This is a genomic window from Burkholderia sp. NLJ2 (genome assembly GCF_049487195.1).
GTDB lineage: Bacteria > Pseudomonadota > Gammaproteobacteria > Burkholderiales > Burkholderiaceae > Burkholderia > Burkholderia pyrrocinia.
The window spans coordinates 151,711-167,447 of the sequence record NZ_CP137810.1 but is presented as its reverse complement, the minus strand read 5'-3'; the positions used below and the strand labels follow the sequence as shown (position 1 = coordinate 167,447).

The 15,737-nt window shown below is 65.3% G+C and carries 12 protein-coding genes; 8 read left to right on the top strand and 4 right to left on the bottom strand.

The genetic code is table 11. From position 1 onward, the window contains the following. Positions 1-16 precede the first annotated feature (16 nt). The gene (locus R9B84_RS23065) at positions 17-1,357 is read left to right on the top strand and encodes an amidase family protein (RefSeq protein ID WP_423763559.1); all 1,341 of its coding nucleotides are present in this window, start codon (positions 17-19) and stop codon (positions 1,355-1,357) included. 78 nt (positions 1,358-1,435) lie between these two features. Here the strand turns inward: R9B84_RS23065 and R9B84_RS23060 are convergent, their stop codons facing one another. Together R9B84_RS23060 and R9B84_RS23055 are read right to left on the bottom strand one after the other, a co-directional pair. Then, positions 1,436-1,933: a PIN domain-containing protein gene (locus R9B84_RS23060; protein WP_423762406.1), complete on the bottom strand. Its 498-nt coding sequence runs from the start codon at positions 1,931-1,933 to the stop codon at positions 1,436-1,438. Beyond that, positions 1,930-3,102 carry an ImmA/IrrE family metallo-endopeptidase gene (locus R9B84_RS23055; RefSeq protein ID WP_423762405.1) on the bottom strand — a complete coding sequence of 391 codons (1,173 nt, stop codon included), beginning with the start codon at positions 3,100-3,102 and terminating at the stop codon, positions 1,930-1,932. Before R9B84_RS23055 ends, R9B84_RS23060 begins: the two co-directional genes overlap by 4 nt. 416 nt (positions 3,103-3,518) lie before the next feature. On the opposite strand from R9B84_RS23055, the gene R9B84_RS23050 reads away from it, so the two are divergent. Beyond that, entirely contained in the window at positions 3,519-4,760 is a 1,242-nt protein-coding gene (locus R9B84_RS23050; protein ID WP_423762404.1) for an NAD(P)/FAD-dependent oxidoreductase, read from the top strand. Here R9B84_RS23050 and R9B84_RS23045 read toward each other — a convergent pair. After that, positions 4,739-5,290, bottom strand: coding sequence for a MarR family winged helix-turn-helix transcriptional regulator (locus R9B84_RS23045; RefSeq protein ID WP_423762403.1), 552 nt, complete (start codon positions 5,288-5,290; stop codon positions 4,739-4,741). The genes R9B84_RS23050 and R9B84_RS23045 overlap by 22 nt on opposite strands. A gap of 43 nt (positions 5,291-5,333) precedes the next feature. Further along, positions 5,334-5,780, bottom strand: a complete 447-nt coding sequence (mobB, locus tag R9B84_RS23040) for a molybdopterin-guanine dinucleotide biosynthesis protein B (RefSeq protein WP_423762402.1) — start codon at positions 5,778-5,780, stop codon at positions 5,334-5,336. A gap of 317 nt (positions 5,781-6,097) precedes the next feature. Here mobB and R9B84_RS23035 point away from each other — a divergent pair, with 317 nt between their 5' ends. The 6 genes from R9B84_RS23035 to narJ all read left to right on the top strand — a co-directional run bounded on the left by R9B84_RS23035 (position 6,098) and on the right by narJ (position 15,719). Next, entirely contained in the window at positions 6,098-6,733 is a 636-nt protein-coding gene (locus tag R9B84_RS23035) for a nitroreductase family protein (protein ID WP_423762401.1), read from the top strand. 145 nt (positions 6,734-6,878) lie between these two features. Continuing rightward, positions 6,879-8,150 carry an MFS transporter gene (locus R9B84_RS23030; RefSeq protein WP_423762400.1) on the top strand — a complete coding sequence of 424 codons (1,272 nt, stop codon included), beginning with the start codon at positions 6,879-6,881 and terminating at the stop codon, positions 8,148-8,150. A 31-nt stretch (positions 8,151-8,181) separates the two neighbouring features. Further along, positions 8,182-9,561, top strand: coding sequence for a NarK family nitrate/nitrite MFS transporter (locus R9B84_RS23025; protein WP_423762399.1), 1,380 nt, complete (start codon positions 8,182-8,184; stop codon positions 9,559-9,561). A 215-nt stretch (positions 9,562-9,776) separates the two neighbouring features. Next, positions 9,777-13,502, top strand: a complete 3,726-nt coding sequence (locus R9B84_RS23020) for a nitrate reductase subunit alpha (protein ID WP_423762398.1) — start codon at positions 9,777-9,779, stop codon at positions 13,500-13,502. Continuing rightward, positions 13,499-15,052 (top strand): nitrate reductase subunit beta, encoded by a 1,554-nt coding sequence (gene narH / locus R9B84_RS23015; protein ID WP_423762397.1) that lies wholly within the window; start codon positions 13,499-13,501, stop codon positions 15,050-15,052. The genes R9B84_RS23020 and narH overlap by 4 nt, the downstream gene beginning before the upstream one ends. Positions 15,053-15,071: 19 nt before the next feature. Next, the gene (narJ, locus tag R9B84_RS23010) at positions 15,072-15,719 is read left to right on the top strand and encodes a nitrate reductase molybdenum cofactor assembly chaperone (protein ID WP_423762396.1); all 648 of its coding nucleotides are present in this window, start codon (positions 15,072-15,074) and stop codon (positions 15,717-15,719) included. Positions 15,720-15,737: the final 18 nt, after the last annotated feature.

Here is a 15,737-nt window from a genome sequence, read left to right as displayed (position 1 = left end):
TTCCGCGGTACCGTCGATGCGCAGCGCGCTCGCGTTGGCGGCCGAGGTTCGCGCGGGGCGCGTCAGCGCCGTGTCGCTCGTGCAGGCCGTGCTCGCCGACATCGCCGCGCGCGACGGCACGATCAACGCATGCGCGCGGACGTTCGACGAGCGGGCGCAACGCGACGCGCTGCGTATCGACCGGCTCGTGCGGGACGGGCGCAACCCGGGCCCGCTCGCCGGCGTGCCGTTTCTCGTGAAGTGGAATGTCGACGTGGCCGGCTACACGACGGTCGCTGGATCGCCGGCGCGCGCCATGTTGCCGGCGGCCGCTGCCGATGCGGCGATGGTCGCGCGACTGTGCACGGCCGGCGCGGTGCCGGTCGGCGCGACGCACATGGACGAGCTCGCGTGCGGCGCGACCGGCGTGAATCCGCACTATGGCGCCGTGCGCCTGCCGGCCGACCCGGCGCGCATGACGGGCGGCTCGTCGAGCGGCTCGGCCGCTGCCGTCGCCGCCGGCTATGTGCCGCTCGCGCTCGGCAGCGACACCAACGGCTCGATCCGCGCGCCGGCCGCGCTGTGCGGCGTGTGGGGTTTCCGGCCGGGCGACGGGCGGCTGTCGCGCGCCGGTTGCCTGCCTTATGCCGATTCGCTCGATACGGTCGGCGGTTTCGCGAACGATATCGACGATCTCGCGGTGCTCTACGACGTGATGCGCGATGCAGGCTCGTTGCGTCCGCAACCTGTGTGCGATTCGACTGCTCCGCTGCGTATCGCCGTGCTGACAGGCGACTTTGAACGCCATGCCGACGCGAATGCGCAACGCGCTGTCCGGCGCGCGGCGGCTTGCCTGCACGCGGGCGATTCGGTACCGGTCGATGGCGCCGAAGTCGCACGCGTGCGCGACGCCGCGGTGGTGATCTCGAATATGGAATTGGCCCGCGAGCATCGCAGTTTGGTCGATGCGCCGGCGTCGCTCGTATCGGAACGGCTGCGGACACGCATTGCAGCCGGCCTCGCAACGTTCGACGCCGCATACGGAGAGGCGATCGCATGTCGTGCCGCCTGGCGCACCCGCCTCGAAGCACTGTTCGCGCACTACGACGTGCTGATCGCAGCAGCAACGCCCTATGCCGCGCCGCGCTTCACCGACGCGACAGTCGATGTCAACGGCGTCGCGCTCGAGCCGGCGAAGACGCTCGGCCTGCTCACGCAGCCGATTTCGTTTGCGGGGCTGCCGGTCGTCAGCGCACCGTGTTTCCTGCCGGGTGAGTTGCCGGTCGGCGTGCAGTTGATCGGCGCGCGGGGAAGCGAGGCCGTTTGCTTCGCAGCCGCACGGCAGTTCGAGGCTGCGTGGCGCGATCGTCCCCGCTAGCGACTCGCCTGTTCGTACCCAGCGTCGCCACGAGGATGCTCGCATTCCGATGCTCTCGAACACGGGGCAGCGCTCCGGTCAGAACCGCCAATCCTGCTGGTGCATGAATTCCTCGAGATCAATGCATGGAATTTCGAAATGCGCACAGACGTTGGGAATTTTCGCCGCATGGGGTTTAGCCACGAGCCCTTCATTCGCGTGTAGCCATCCTTCCTCGGTCACGACCGCCCCTTGGTGGATCTTGGCACAGGCTATAACGAACGGGTCGGCCACCGGTGTTCCCTTGAGACGCTGCTGTTGCCCAATCAACGCCTGAAAATGCTTGACCCGCAAAATCTCGGCGACAAATCTCAGTTCATCCGTGTTCGGCGTCGTGAACAGTGTTCGATTGCCTTTCACCCATGCCAATACATCAACACTAACGGCTTGTCGCTCGATTTCGTTCAAGACTTCTCTGGTCGAAATCAAGCGTCGTTGGCCAACGAGTTTTTCGATACCGTCCCAGATGCTTCTGAACACACGCGGATAGAAATGCTGAAGTGATCGAATGGAGCTGGTGTCGAACACATAGATCATGCACCGGCCCCGTGAAGAACATGCTCTTCGAATCCGGCGAAGCTTTTCGGCTTGATACCAAGAAAATCTGCAGCCTGCTCAAGCGTGAGCTGATGCCGATAGTGGCGACCGACGACCTCCCGGGCAAAGCGGTCGCTCAGATAGGCGCCTTGATTCGCATAGTAGCTCCCGCCCGTCGCCTCTCGCTGCTGAGCAGACCAAGCCGTTGCCTTACGCTCATAGAAGGTCTGACCGACCCGCCCTTGATCCAACAGTCGCCGCAAGACGGCTTCTCGACTCACGCCAAAATGACTCGCCAGATCAGCGAATGCCTCGTCGGAGGCAGACTCGGCATCGACGGGAAGCCGTGCCACGAACTTTTCAAACGCTGCATGCGGGATCAGTACCTCCGCCGCTATCGCGTTGCAGAATCGCTCAATCTTCTTCTCGGCCTGAGGAAGCGCATCGATATAGCCCGGATTGAGCTTGCTCAGGCCGTTCATGCTGAGAAGCAGGTGCGCGAGTTCATGCAGCAGACTGAATATCTGGCGAGTCTTCGTTGTACTGTTGTTGAGATAGATAATCGGGAAGGCATCGTCCATCAAGCAGAACCCCGAAATCTCGCGCTGCTTGAACGACGACTTGAAGACAAAAACGCCGGCTTCCTCTACAGCCTTGCGCCATTGCCTGAGAGCAAGGTCATCGTTGCGCCACGATGTTTGCTCATCAAGCGTGGTGCCTAGCGCATCACGCACTCGCTCAGCTTGTATCGATACGGATTCCGACAACGAGAGGACCGATGACTTCCAGATCATGTCGCGCGCGGGATTACGTCCATCAAACACCTCGCGCAGTGATAGCTGAAATGCACGCGCCTGCCTGATCTGCAAATACGTGTCGCGCGCGAGCGACCGCATGTCGGTTTCGGGGAGTGTCCGAAATTCGCGCTGAGGCACTTGCTCGTCGGGCGGAGCAGGAAGAAAGAAAACGGCGAGCGGTCGCTTGAAAATCTGATATGCGAGCTTCTCGAGCTGAACGTAGGTCGGCGCACCGGCTCCAGCCTCCCAGTCGGCAACTTCACTGGGCGAAATCCGAAGCATGGTCGCGACTTCATCGATCGACAGCCCGACCGTTTCTCTCGCCCAACGCAACACCTCAGGCTGCACGCCTGCCACGGGTTCTCGTTTCATCGCTGTTTCTCTATCAATTCAAGAGGCCGACATCATCAGCATGATAGATGCAGGCCTCGCTCGCAGCCTGTGCGTCCATCATGCGCGAACTGCCCGAGCCAGGCCGCAGCCTGGAACGTCATCATCCACCGAAAATGCGAACTCATTTTAAATCATGGAGTTACGTGTGCGCGAGGCGACCGTTCATCATCGACCCGTTCCGGAAAGACAGGAATTCCACCCGAAACGTCGCGCATAAGCGAGGTTCGCAATGTCGCGAATCGTAAAGCGTGCATCCAGTAAGCCCCGACTGGATTCGGCAGATCGAACGATATCGAGAGTATCCTGACAGGCAGCCGCACATCGGCGAAACTTCGGGCATTCGTCCCGACCGATCATTGGCTTGCAACCGCCACCAATCGTCCTCACCACCACCCATGGACTTCGACGTCATCGTTCTCGGCGCCGGCATCGTCGGCGTCTCCGCCGCGCTGCATCTGCAGGATCGCGGCCGCAAGGTCGCCCTCGTCGATCGCGGCGCGCCCGGCGAAGGCACGAGCTTCGGCAACGCGGGGCTGATCGAGCGCTCGTCGGTCGAGCCGTATCCGTTTCCGCGCAGCCCGTTCACGCTGATGCGCTATGCGCTGAACCGCTCGACCGACCTCTACTGGCACAGCGCGTCGCTGCCCGCGTTCGCGCCGTGGCTCGCGCGGTTCTGGTGGGAATCGGCGCCGCTGCGTCACGCGGCGGCCTCGCGCGACATGCTGCCGCTGATCGAGCGCTGCCTCGTCGAACACGACGCGCTGATCGCGCGTGCCGGCGCCGGCGAACTCATCCGCGCGAACGGCTGGCTGGAAGCATTCCGTACGCCCGCCGCGTTCGAACGCGGCGTGGCCGAAGCGGGCCTCACCGCGCGCCGCCACGGGCTCGGCATCACGCCGCTCGATGCCGCCGCGCTGCTCGCGCACGAACCGAGCCTCGCGCCCGGCTTCTGCGGCGCACTGCATTGGCTCGATCCGAAAAGCGTCGTCGATCCGTCCGCGCTCGTCAAAGCGTACGCACAACTCTTCGTGCAGGGCGGCGGCACGCTGCTGACCGGTGACGCCGCGAGCCTCGACGCGCTGTCGCCCGGCTGGCAGGTCAGCACGCAGGACGGCACGGCCGCCGCGCCGGCTGTCGTCGTCGCGCTCGGCCCGTGGTCCGACACGGTATTCGGCAAGTTCGGCTACAAGATTCCGCTGCGCGAGAAGCGCGGCTATCACATGCACTACGCGCCGTCCGCGCGCGGCGTGCCGTCGGCGCCGATCGTCGATCGCGAATACGGTTACGTGATCGCGCCGATGCGGCGCGGGCTGCGGCTCACGACCGGCGTCGAGATCGCGCGGCGCGGCGTACCGCCGACCGGCGTGCAGCTCGACCGCGCGGAACGCGTCGCGCGGCCCGTGTTCGGTTTCGGCGAGCGGCTCGACCCGCAGCCGTGGCTCGGCTTCCGGCCGTGCACGCCCGACATGCGCCCGGTGATCGGCCCCGCGCCCGCGCATCGCGGGCTGTGGTTCTCGTTCGGGCACAACCATCACGGGCTGACGCTCGGCCCCGTCACCGGCCGCCTGCTGGCCGAGATGATGACGGGCGAGACACCCTTCACCGATCCGGCGCCCTATCGCGCCGACCGCTTCTGAACAAGCGCCGCCCTCTCCCCGGGAGCCACAACGGCGCGCGCGGCTTCCGGCTCGATCGGCCGGCGCGCCGGCAACCGCTCGAATGGCGGACGTTCCATGTCGAGATCCAACGTCGTGTCCTGAAAGTCGCCACCGATCGGCCACTCCCATGGGGTTACGCGGAGCAGCGCCCGATATTCCAGCACGGCTTTTGCCAATGCGTCTTCTCCTGTCGGCAGCAAATGGACCTCGATCTTGCGGCCATCGATCCTGCTGGCCCTGCGGCGCACCAAATCCAATGCTTCGCAGCGCGAAATCAGGGAAACCGCGCCATGCGGCAGTATTTGCAATCGTTCGGCCAGTTCGCCAACATAGGCCCAGCTTCGGCCACGAAACCCGACTACCTGAATCAGTAATTGCAGTTGAAGCGTCGAAACCCCTGACTTCCTGGCTGCAACCTCGAAGAGCCGGGAATAGCACCGTTCTCGATACTGCAACTCGGCAATTTGCTCGAAATCATCTTTATCCGGCAAATCTCCCGGCTTGCACATATCTCACTCGAAATCCTGATCAGCTTTTTCAAATAGATCAAAGTCAACCAAGACGAAAGAATCTCGATACAAACTCGGCGACTTTGTCCGGTTCATTCAATGGCAACGTGCAAACACCGGCCTCGATCGGGCTATCCGCAGCAACAGCAACGACACCCGGCATGAGCGGATGGCGTGTTCCGCAGTGGGTCGATGGACGCACAACCTCGATTCTCGGCATGTCCACATCTGAATAACCCTCCACCAGCGTAAGGTCGGAAGGCGTCAAACGGTGAACCAGTTGCGAGAACTCCGGTTCGGGCGCCCGGCGCAATTCGCGCACGATGGCATACCGATCGCGGGAAACGATCAGGACCTCGCTCGCGCCAGCCGCGCGAAAGCGGGCACTGTCTTTATGCACCGGCTCCAGTTCAAGCGGATGGTGACTATGCTTGACCACGTTGACCGTATGCCCGTTCGAACTGAACCACGGGAGCATCGCTTCGATCAAGGTCGTTTTTCCTTGTCCCGATCGACCGACAATTCCAAATACTCGATTCATACCTGCGCCCCCGGCAATGACATGGTGGACGATCACCTGACACCAGATGCTATCTGTTGCGACGCACATCGGTTATCCGACTCGCGAACGATGCGGCGATTGGTCACTGCGCGTCAAGAACCGGATCAATTGAGCTATCGCAAATTTTTCGATTTCAGAACAAAGTCCAGTGCGATCTTTGTTGCCGATGCCCGATCATAAAGATGACGTCGGCGCATCGAAACATCGCGTCCCCTTGAATCGATTTCCATTCAAAGAAATATCAAATGACATCCCATTCTCCGGATCACACCCTGGCGGCAGAATCGACGTTCGACGATACGCTTGGCATTCTCGAGCTTCCCGCCCCGGATATCGACGCGCGCATCTCGTTGAGGACGGCGCTGGAGCGCCGCTCGAGCACCCGCTCGTTCCGTCGCGAGCACCTGCCGATGCAGGCGATCAGCGAGCTGCTTTGGGCCGGCTCGGGCATCAATCGCATGATGGCAGGCGGCAGAACGGCTCCCTTTCGTCATCTGGCCGATGAGGTGGAGATCTATGCGGCATTTCCGAACGGTGTCTATCGTTACGAGGCGCTCGCACATCGCCTGATTCTCAGGCGCGCAATCGACATCCGGGCGCTGACCGGCACACAGGATTTCGTCCGGGACGCGCCGTTGAATTTGATCTATGTCACGTTGAAGCACGAAACCGCGTCGAGCCACACACGCTCCATTCCGATCTGCTCGATCGTATCGGCCGGCAGCATCGCGCAAAACGTCGCGTTGTACTGTGCGGCAACGGGCCTCGCATCCGTGGTACGCGAAACGCTGGATGTCGCGCAACTCGCGAACGCGCTGGGCCTTTCCGGGATCGAGTTCCCTCTTCTTGCACAAACAGTTGGCCTCCCGGTCAACGCATGACCGCGACCGGAATCGGGATTCACCACCAGTCCGTTCGCGATCCCCAAACCCAATATGACCAGTATGACTAGTTCGATCGGCGAATAGGCGTGGCGGCCTTGCGCCTCTACGCTTGGAGCGCATCCTTGATTCGAGAGAACGCTTCATGCATACCGCCCCTTCGCCCGGCGACCGACGCGCGATGTCCGTGCTGGCCTCCAGCACGTTCGCGTTCACCCTGTGCTTCGCCGTCTGGATGATGTTCGCCATCCTCGGCATCCCCCTCAAGCAGTCCCTTGGCCTCAATGACACCGAGTTCGGCCTGATCGCCGCGATGCCCGTGCTGAGCGGTTCGCTGATCCGCGTGCCGCTCGGCATCTGGACCGATCGCTACGGCGGCCGCATCGTGTTCCTCGTGCTGATGCTCGTCGCGGTCGTGCCCGTCTGGCTCGTCGCCGACGCCACCCGGCTCTGGCAGTTCCTGCTGCTCGGCCTCGCCGTCGGCCTCGTCGGCGGCTCGTTCTCGGTCGGCACCCCGTACGTCGCGCGCTGGTTCCCGAAGTCGCGGCAAGGGCTCGCGATGGGCGTGTTCGGCGCGGGCAACTCGGGCGCCGCGCTCAACAAGTTCATCGCACCCGCGCTGATCGCCGCGGCCGGCACCTGGACGATCGTGCCGCGCGTGTACGCGATCGCGCTGCTCGTCACCGTCGCGCTGTTCTGGCTGTTCTCCGCGACGAACCCCGCGCACGCGAGCGCCGGCGCCGTCACGCTGCGCGAGCAGTTGCGCGTGCTGCGCGACCCGCGCGTGTGGCGCTACTCGCAGTACTACTCGGTCGTGTTCGGCGGCTATGTCGGCCTGTCGCTGTGGATGACCCAGTACTACGTCGGCGAATACGGCTTCACGATCCAGGCGGCCGCGCTGCTCGCCGCGTGCTTCTCGCTGCCCGGCGGCGTGCTGCGCGCGATCGGCGGGTGGCTCTCCGACCGCTACGGCGCGTACCGCACGACGTGGTGGGTGATGTGGGTCTGCTGGGTCGCGTTTTTCCTGCTCAGCTATCCGCCGACCGATTTCGTCGTGCAGGGCGCACATGGCCCTCTCGCGTTCCATCTCGGCTTGTCGCCGCTCGGCTTCACGGTGCTGCTGTTCGTCGTCGGCATCGCGATGGCGATCGGCAAGGCGTCGGTGTTCAAGTTCATCGCCGACGAGTTCCCCGACCGGATGGGCGCGGTATCGGGTGTCGTCGGCCTGGCCGGCGGGCTCGCCGGATTCCTGCTGCCGATCCTGTTCGGCGCCCTCGTCGACCTCACCGGCGTGCGCTCGACCTGCTTCATGTTGCTGTACGGCAGCGTGAGCGTCAGCCTCGTCTGGATGTACTTCAGTTTCCGCGCCGAACGGGCCGCGCACGACCAGCGCGTACTCGCCGTCCGTTCGTCCTGAGCGTTTCCCGTCCTGCTATCCGGAGCTCGTCATGTCTACTCCCGTCCTCGTTCGCTGGGATCCAGAAGATCCCGCCTTCTGGAAAACCCAGGGCCGCCCCGTCGCGTGGCGCAACCTGCTGATCTCGATTCCCGCGCTGATGCTCGCGTTCGCCGTGTGGTCGTTATGGAGCGTCGTCGTCGTCAACCTCGACCGCGCCGGCTTCCACTTCAGCAAGAACCAGCTGTTCTGGCTCACGGCTTTGCCCGCGTTGTCCGGCGCGACGCTGCGGATCTTCTATTCGTTCCTCGTGCCGGTGTTCGGCGGCCGGCGCTTCACCGCGATCTCGACGGCCAGCCTGCTGATTCCCGCGCTCGGCATGGGGATCGCATTGCGCGATCCGTCCACCGGCTACCCGACGCTGCTCGCGCTCGCGTTGCTGTGCGGGCTCGGCGGTGCGAACTTCAGCTCGTCGATGGCGAACATCAGCTTCTTCTTCCCGAAGGCCGAGAAGGGGCTCGCGACCGGCCTGAACGCAGGCATCGGCAATCTGGGCGTATCGGTCGTGCAGTTCGTGACGCCGCTCGTGATCTCGGTCGGCCTGTTCGGCGCACTCGCGGGCGAGCCGCAGGCCACGCTCGGCGATGGCCGCGCGGTCTGGCTGCAGAACGCCGGTTTCATCTGGGTGCCGTTCATCGTCGTCGCGACCCTGGCCGCATGGTTCGGCATGAACGACATCGCCGACGCGAAGGCGTCGTTCGCCGAACAGGCCGTGATCTTCCGGCGCCTGCACAACTGGCTGATGTGCTGGCTCTACGTCGGCACGTTCGGCTCGTTCATCGGCTTCTCGGCCGGGTTCGCATTGCTGACGAAAGCGTTGTTCCCCGACGTCGACGTGGCGGCGTATGCGTTTATCGGCCCGTTCGCGGGCGCGCTCACCCGCCCCGTCGGCGGGTGGATTTCCGACCACCTGGGCGGCGCACGCGTCACGCTCTGGACCTTCGTCGGCATGATCGCGGCGGTCGCGGGCGTCGCCGTCTGCCTGCCGTCCGCCGACAGCGCCGGCAATTTCGGCGGCTTCCTCACGCTGTTCGTCGTGCTGTTCGCGCTGACCGGCGTCGGCAACGGCTCGACGTTCCGGATGATCCCGGTGATTTTCCTGACGTTGCACCAGCGCGCGACGCGCGGCAGCGGCGATGCGGAACGGCGCCAGGCGCTGGCCGAGGCCGGCAAGGAGTCGGCCGCGGTGCTCGGCTTTGCCGGTGCGATCGGCGCCTACGGCGGCTTCTTCATTCCGAAGTCGTTCGGCACCTCGCTCGACCTGACCGGCTCGGCCGTCCCCGCGCTCGCGTGCTTCATCGCGTTCTACATATCGTGCGTCGCGATCACCTGGTGGTGCTATGCGCGCCGCGGCGCATCGATGCCGTGTTGATGCGCGTCGGGTTGTCGAACAACGGGTGCGGTGTGATGTCGCGCCGCCCTGCCCTGCGACATCGCGTCCCAGTCCGTTCGACCCAGGCCATCTCCCGCGCACAGCCACGCCCGACGGCGCATGGGCAGCGCGCGAAACGACGCATAAGCTGAAACACGTCCCCTGATATCGGCCCGCGCGCTGTCTCGTCGCGCCGGCTACCGGAGAAAAACCGCATGAGTCATTTTCTGGATCGACTGAAGTTCATGTCGCGCGTGAAGTCGACGTTCGCCGACGGCCACGGCGCCGTGGTCGACGAGGACCGCCGCTGGGAAGACGGCTACCGAAGCCGCTGGCAGCACGACAAGATCGTCCGCTCGACGCATGGCGTCAACTGCACGGGCTCGTGCTCGTGGAAGGTCTACGTGAAGAACGGCCTCATCACGTGGGAATCGCAGCAGACCGACTACCCGCGCACGCGGCCCGACCTGCCGAATCACGAGCCGCGCGGCTGCCCGCGCGGCGCGTCGTACAGCTGGTACGTGTATTCCGCGCAGCGCATCAAGTATCCGATGATCCGCGGCCGACTGATGGAACTGTGGCGCGACGCGCGCAAGACACTGGATCCGATCGCCGCGTGGGAATCGATCAGCCAGGACCCGGACAAGGCCGCCCGCTACAAGTCGGTGCGCGGCCTCGGCGGCTTCGTGCGCGCCGACTGGGACACCGCCACCGAAATCGTCGCCGCCGCGAACGCGTACACGATCAAGCGCTTCGGCCCCGATCGCGTCGTCGGCTTTTCGCCGATCCCGGCGATGTCGATGGTGTCCTACGCGGCCGGCGCGCGCTACCTGAGCCTGATCGGCGGCACCTGCCTGTCGTTCTACGACTGGTACTGCGACCTGCCGCCCGCGAGCCCGCAGGTATGGGGCGAACAGACCGACGTGCCCGAGTCCGCCGACTGGTACAACTCGGGCTACCTGATGGTGTGGGGCTCCAACGTGCCGCAGACGCGCACACCCGACGCGCACTTCTACACCGAGGTGCGCTACAAGGGCACGAAGACCGTCGCGATCTCGTCCGACTACGGCGAGATGGTGAAATTCGGCGACATCTGGCTCGCGCCGCGCCAGGGCACCGACGCCGCGCTCGCGATGGCGATGGGCCACGTCGTGCTGACGGAGTTTCACGCGAACGGCCGCTCGACTTATTTCCGCGACTACGTGAAGCAGTACACGGACATGCCGATGCTCGTGCTGCTGCGCGAGCACGACGGGGGCCTCGTGCCCGATCACTTCATGCGTGCGTCGCATCTCGCCGGCGCGCACGGCGAGGCCAATCACCCGGAATGGAAAACGCTCGCGATCGACGCGGCGAGCGGCGACATCGTCGCGCCGAACGGGTCGATCGGCTTCCGCTGGGGCGAGGCCGACCACGATGGCGGCGCGAAGGTCGGCCGCTGGAACCTCGAAATGAAGGACGGCGGAAACGGCCGCGCGATCGACCCGCTGCTCACGCTCGTCGATGCACATGACGAGATCGTCGACGTCGGCTTCCCGTACTTCGGCGGCGAGCACGATGCGCTGCTCGCGCGCCGCGTGCCGGTGCGTCGCGTGACGCTCGCCGACGGCACGGTCGCACGGGTCGCGACCGTCTATGACCTGCAGATGGCGAACTACGGCGTCGACCGCGGCCTCGGCGGCGCGAACGTCGCGGCGAGCTTCGCCGACGACGTGCCCTACACGCCCGCATGGCAGGAAAAGCACACGGGCGTGCCGCCCGAACGGGTCGTGCAGGTCGCGCGCGAGTTCGCGGACAACGCAGACCGCACGCGCGGCAAGAGCATGATCATCGTCGGCGCGGCGCTCAACCACTGGTACCACAACGACATGATCTACCGCGGCATCATCAACCTGTTGATGATGTGCGGCTGTGTCGGCCAGAGCGGCGGCGGCTGGGCCCATTACGTCGGCCAGGAGAAACTGCGTCCGCAGTTCGGCTGGGCGCCGCTCGCGTTCGGTCTCGACTGGTCGCGCCCGCCGCGCCAGATGAACGGCACGTCGTTCTTCTACAACCACACCAGCCAGTGGCGTCACGAGCAGCTCGCCGTCGGCGAGATCCTCGGGCCGACCGCCGACGCGTCGCACTACGCAGGTATGACGCTCGTCGACCTGAACGCGAAGTCGGAACGGATGGGCTGGCTGCCGTCCGCCCCGCAGCTCGGCCGCAACCCGCTCGACGTGGTCGACGACGCGGCTCGCGCGGGCCGCGAACCGGTCGCCTACGCGGTCGAACTGCTGAAGTCGGGCGCGCTCGGCTTCGCATGCGACGACCCCGACAATCCCGCGAACTTCCCTCGCAACCTGTTCGTATGGCGCTCGAACCTGCTCGGCAGTTCGGGCAAGGGCCACGAGTATTTCCTGAAGTACCTGCTCGGCACGCAGAACGCGCTTTTCAGCGACGAGGCCGATGGGCTGAAGCCGTCCGAGGTCAACGTGCGCGACGCGCAGGAGGGCAAGCTCGATCTGCTCACCGTGCTCGATTTCCGGATGAGCACGACCTGCCTGTACGGCGACATCGTCTTGCCGACCGCCACGTGGTACGAGAAGGACGATCTCAACACGTCGGACATGCACCCGTTCATCCATCCGCTGTCCGAAGCCGTGCAGCCGCTGTGGGAAAGCCGCACCGACTGGGAGATCTACAAGGCGATCGCGAAGAAGTTCAGCGAGCTGGCCGGCCCGTATCTCGGCACGCGCAGCGACCTCGTCCTGACGCCGCTGATGCACGATACGCCGGGCGAGCTCGGCCAGCCGTTCGAACCGAAGGACTGGCGGCGCGGCGAGTGCGACCTGATCCCGGGCAAGACCGCACCGTCGATGACGGTCGTCGAGCGCAACTACGCGGACATCTACCGGAAGTTCACGTCGATCGGCCCGCTGCTCGACAAGCTCGGCAACGGCGGCAAGGGCATCAACTGGGACACGCGGCACGAGGTGGCGGAAATCGGCGCGCTCGGCGGCACGATCGCCGAGCCGGGCGTGAGCACCGGCAGGCCGAAGCTCGAAACCGCGATCGACGCGGCGGAAATGATTCTCACGTTCGCGCCCGAGACGAACGGCCATGTCGCCGTGAAGGCATGGGGCGCACTGTCGAAGATCACGGGCCGCGACCACACCCACCTCGCGGCCGGCCGCGAGCACGACAAGATCCGCTTCCGCGACGTGCAGGCGCAGCCCCGCAAGATCATCTCCGCGCCGACCTGGTCGGGCCTCGAATCCGAGGAAGTCAGCTACAACGCGGGATACACCAACGTGCACGAGTTGATTCCGTGGCGCACGCTGACGGGCCGCCAGCAGTTCTACCAGGACCACCGCTGGATGCTCGATTTCGGCGAGGGCGCGTGCGTGTACAAGCCCGCGATCGACACCAAGACGGTGGAACCCGTGCGCGAGCGGATGCCGAACGGCCATCCCGAGCTCGTGCTGAACTGGATCACGCCGCACCAGAAGTGGGGCATCCACTCGACCTACTCCGACAACCTGCGGATGCTGACGCTGTCGCGCGGCGGGCCGCACGTGTGGCTGTCCGAGGCACAGGCGCGCGAGGCCGGCATCCGCGACAACGACTGGGTCGAGGTGTTCAACACGAACGGCACGCTGACCGCGCGCGCGGTCGTCTCGCAGCGGGTACCGGCCGGCATGTGCCTGATGTACCACGCGCAGGAAAAGATCGTGAACGTGCCGGGCGCCGAGACGAGCGGCAAGCGCGGCGGCATCCACAACTCCGTCACGCGCACCGTGACCAAGCCGACGCACATGATCGGCGGCTACGCGCAGCAATCGTACGGTTTCAATTACTACGGCACGGTCGGGTCGAATCGCGACGAATTCGTGATCGTGCGCAAGATGAATCGCGTCGACTGGCTCGACGCGCCGCTGACCGAAGGAGAAGCGCAATGAAGATCCGCGCGCAAATCGCGATGGTGCTGAACCTCGACAAGTGCATCGGTTGCCATACCTGCTCGGTGACCTGCAAGAACGTATGGACGTCCCGCGACGGCGTCGAATACGCATGGTTCAACAACGTCGAGACCAAACCCGGCGTCGGTTATCCGCGCGAATGGGAAAACCAGGACAAGTGGCACGGCGGCTGGGCACTGAACGCCAAGGGCCGGCTGCAACCGCGCCAGGGCGGCAAGCTGAAGATCCTCGCGAACCTGTTCGCGAACCCGAACCTGCCGTCGATCGACGCGTACTACGAGCCGTTCACGTTCGACTACGCGCACCTGCAGAACGCACCGCTGTCGCAAACGCCGCCAACGGCGCGCCCCGTGTCCGCGCTGACCGGCCGGAAGATGGACAAGATCGAGTGGGGCCCGAACTGGGAAGACGACCTCGGCGGCGAATTCGCGTCGCGCAGCCGCGACCGGCTCTTCGACGACGTTCAGAAGGAGATGTATTCGACGTTCGAGAACACGTTCATGATGTACCTGCCGCGCCTGTGCGAGCACTGCCTGAACCCCGCGTGCGTCGCATCGTGCCCGTCCGGCTCGGTCTACAAGCGCGACGACGACGGCATCGTGCTCGTCGACCAGGACAAGTGCCGCGGCTGGCGCATGTGCGTGTCCGGCTGCCCGTACAAGAAGATCTATTTCAACTGGCAGTCGGGCAAGGCCGAGAAGTGCGTGTTCTGCTTCCCGCGCATCGAGGCAGGGCAGCCGACCGTGTGCTCGGAAACCTGCGTCGGACGCATTCGCTATCTCGGCGTGATGCTGTACGACGCGGACCGCATCGAGGCTGCCGCGTCGGTCGACGATCCGAAATCGCTCTACGACGCGCAGCTCGACCTGTTCCTCGATCCGGACGATCCGCAGGTGCGCGCGCAGGCGCTCGCCGACGGCGTGCCCGAAGCCTGGATCGATGCGGCCCGGCGCTCGCCCGTGTACCGGATGGCATGCGAATGGAAGATCGCCTTCCCGTTGCACCCGGAATACCGGACGTTGCCGATGGTCTGGTACGTGCCGCCGCTGTCGCCGATCCAGAGCGCCGCACAGGCCGGCCACATGGGCATGAACGGCGTCATTCCCGACGTGCGCAGCCTGCGTATTCCGCTGCGCTACCTCGCGAACCTGCTGACAGCCGGCGACGAGGCGCCGGTGGCGCTCGCGCTCGAGCGGATGCTCGCGATGCGCGCATACAAGCGTGCGCAGACCGTGCATGGCGAGCACGACGCGGATGTGCTCGCGCAGGTCGATCTCAGCGCCGAACAGATCGAGGACATGTATCGATTGATGGCGATCGCGAACTACGAGGACCGCTTCGTCATTCCGTCGTCGCACAAAGAGCTGGCCGGGGACAGCTTCGACGAAAAAGGCAGGTGCGGCTTCTCGTTCGGCAACGGCTGCTCGGGCGGCACGTCGGACGGCACGCTGTTCGGTCGCAAGCCCGCCGCCGCGGGCGTCGCGTACGCGCCGCTACCCACACCGCGCAAGAAGGCAAGCGCCGCCTGAAACCACACCGGAGAGTCACATGTCGCCCTATCCGCTGCTGTCCGTCCTGCTCACCTATCCCGAGGCGGACCTGATCGCCGCGCTGCCGGACATCCGCGCGGCGCTCGAACGCGATCCGTGCGCACACGCCGCGCTCGCGCCGCTCGTCGACCATCTCGGCGCGACGCCGCTGATCGACCTGCAGGAAGCCTACGTCGCCACCTTCGACCGCACGCCCGCGCATTCGCTGCACCTGTTCGAGCACGTTCACGGCGAGAGCCGCGAGCGCGGGCAGGCGCTCGTCGACCTGCTCGACGAATACCGCCGCTTCGGCTTCGAGCCCGCGGCCGGCGAATTGCCCGACTACCTGCCGCTGTTCGTCGAGTTCCTCGGCGCAATTGCCGCCGACGGCCATGCCGCCACCGCGCATCGCCTGCTCGGCGACGCGATCGACGTGATCGCCGCCATCGGCGAGCGGCTCGAGCGCGCGGGAAACCCGTACGCGAGCGCATTCGCACAGCTGCGCACGCTGTCGCCGGTGACGCCGCAACCTGTCGCCGAACCGCCGCCGCGCACGATGGACGAAGCCCTCGAGCGCTTCGGCCCCGGCGCGGACGGGGTCGAGCCGCTGGTCGGCGCGATGCGCGGCGACGTGCAGCCGATCCGCTTCCATTCGCGCCGCGCATGACGGCGGCGCATCCGTTTC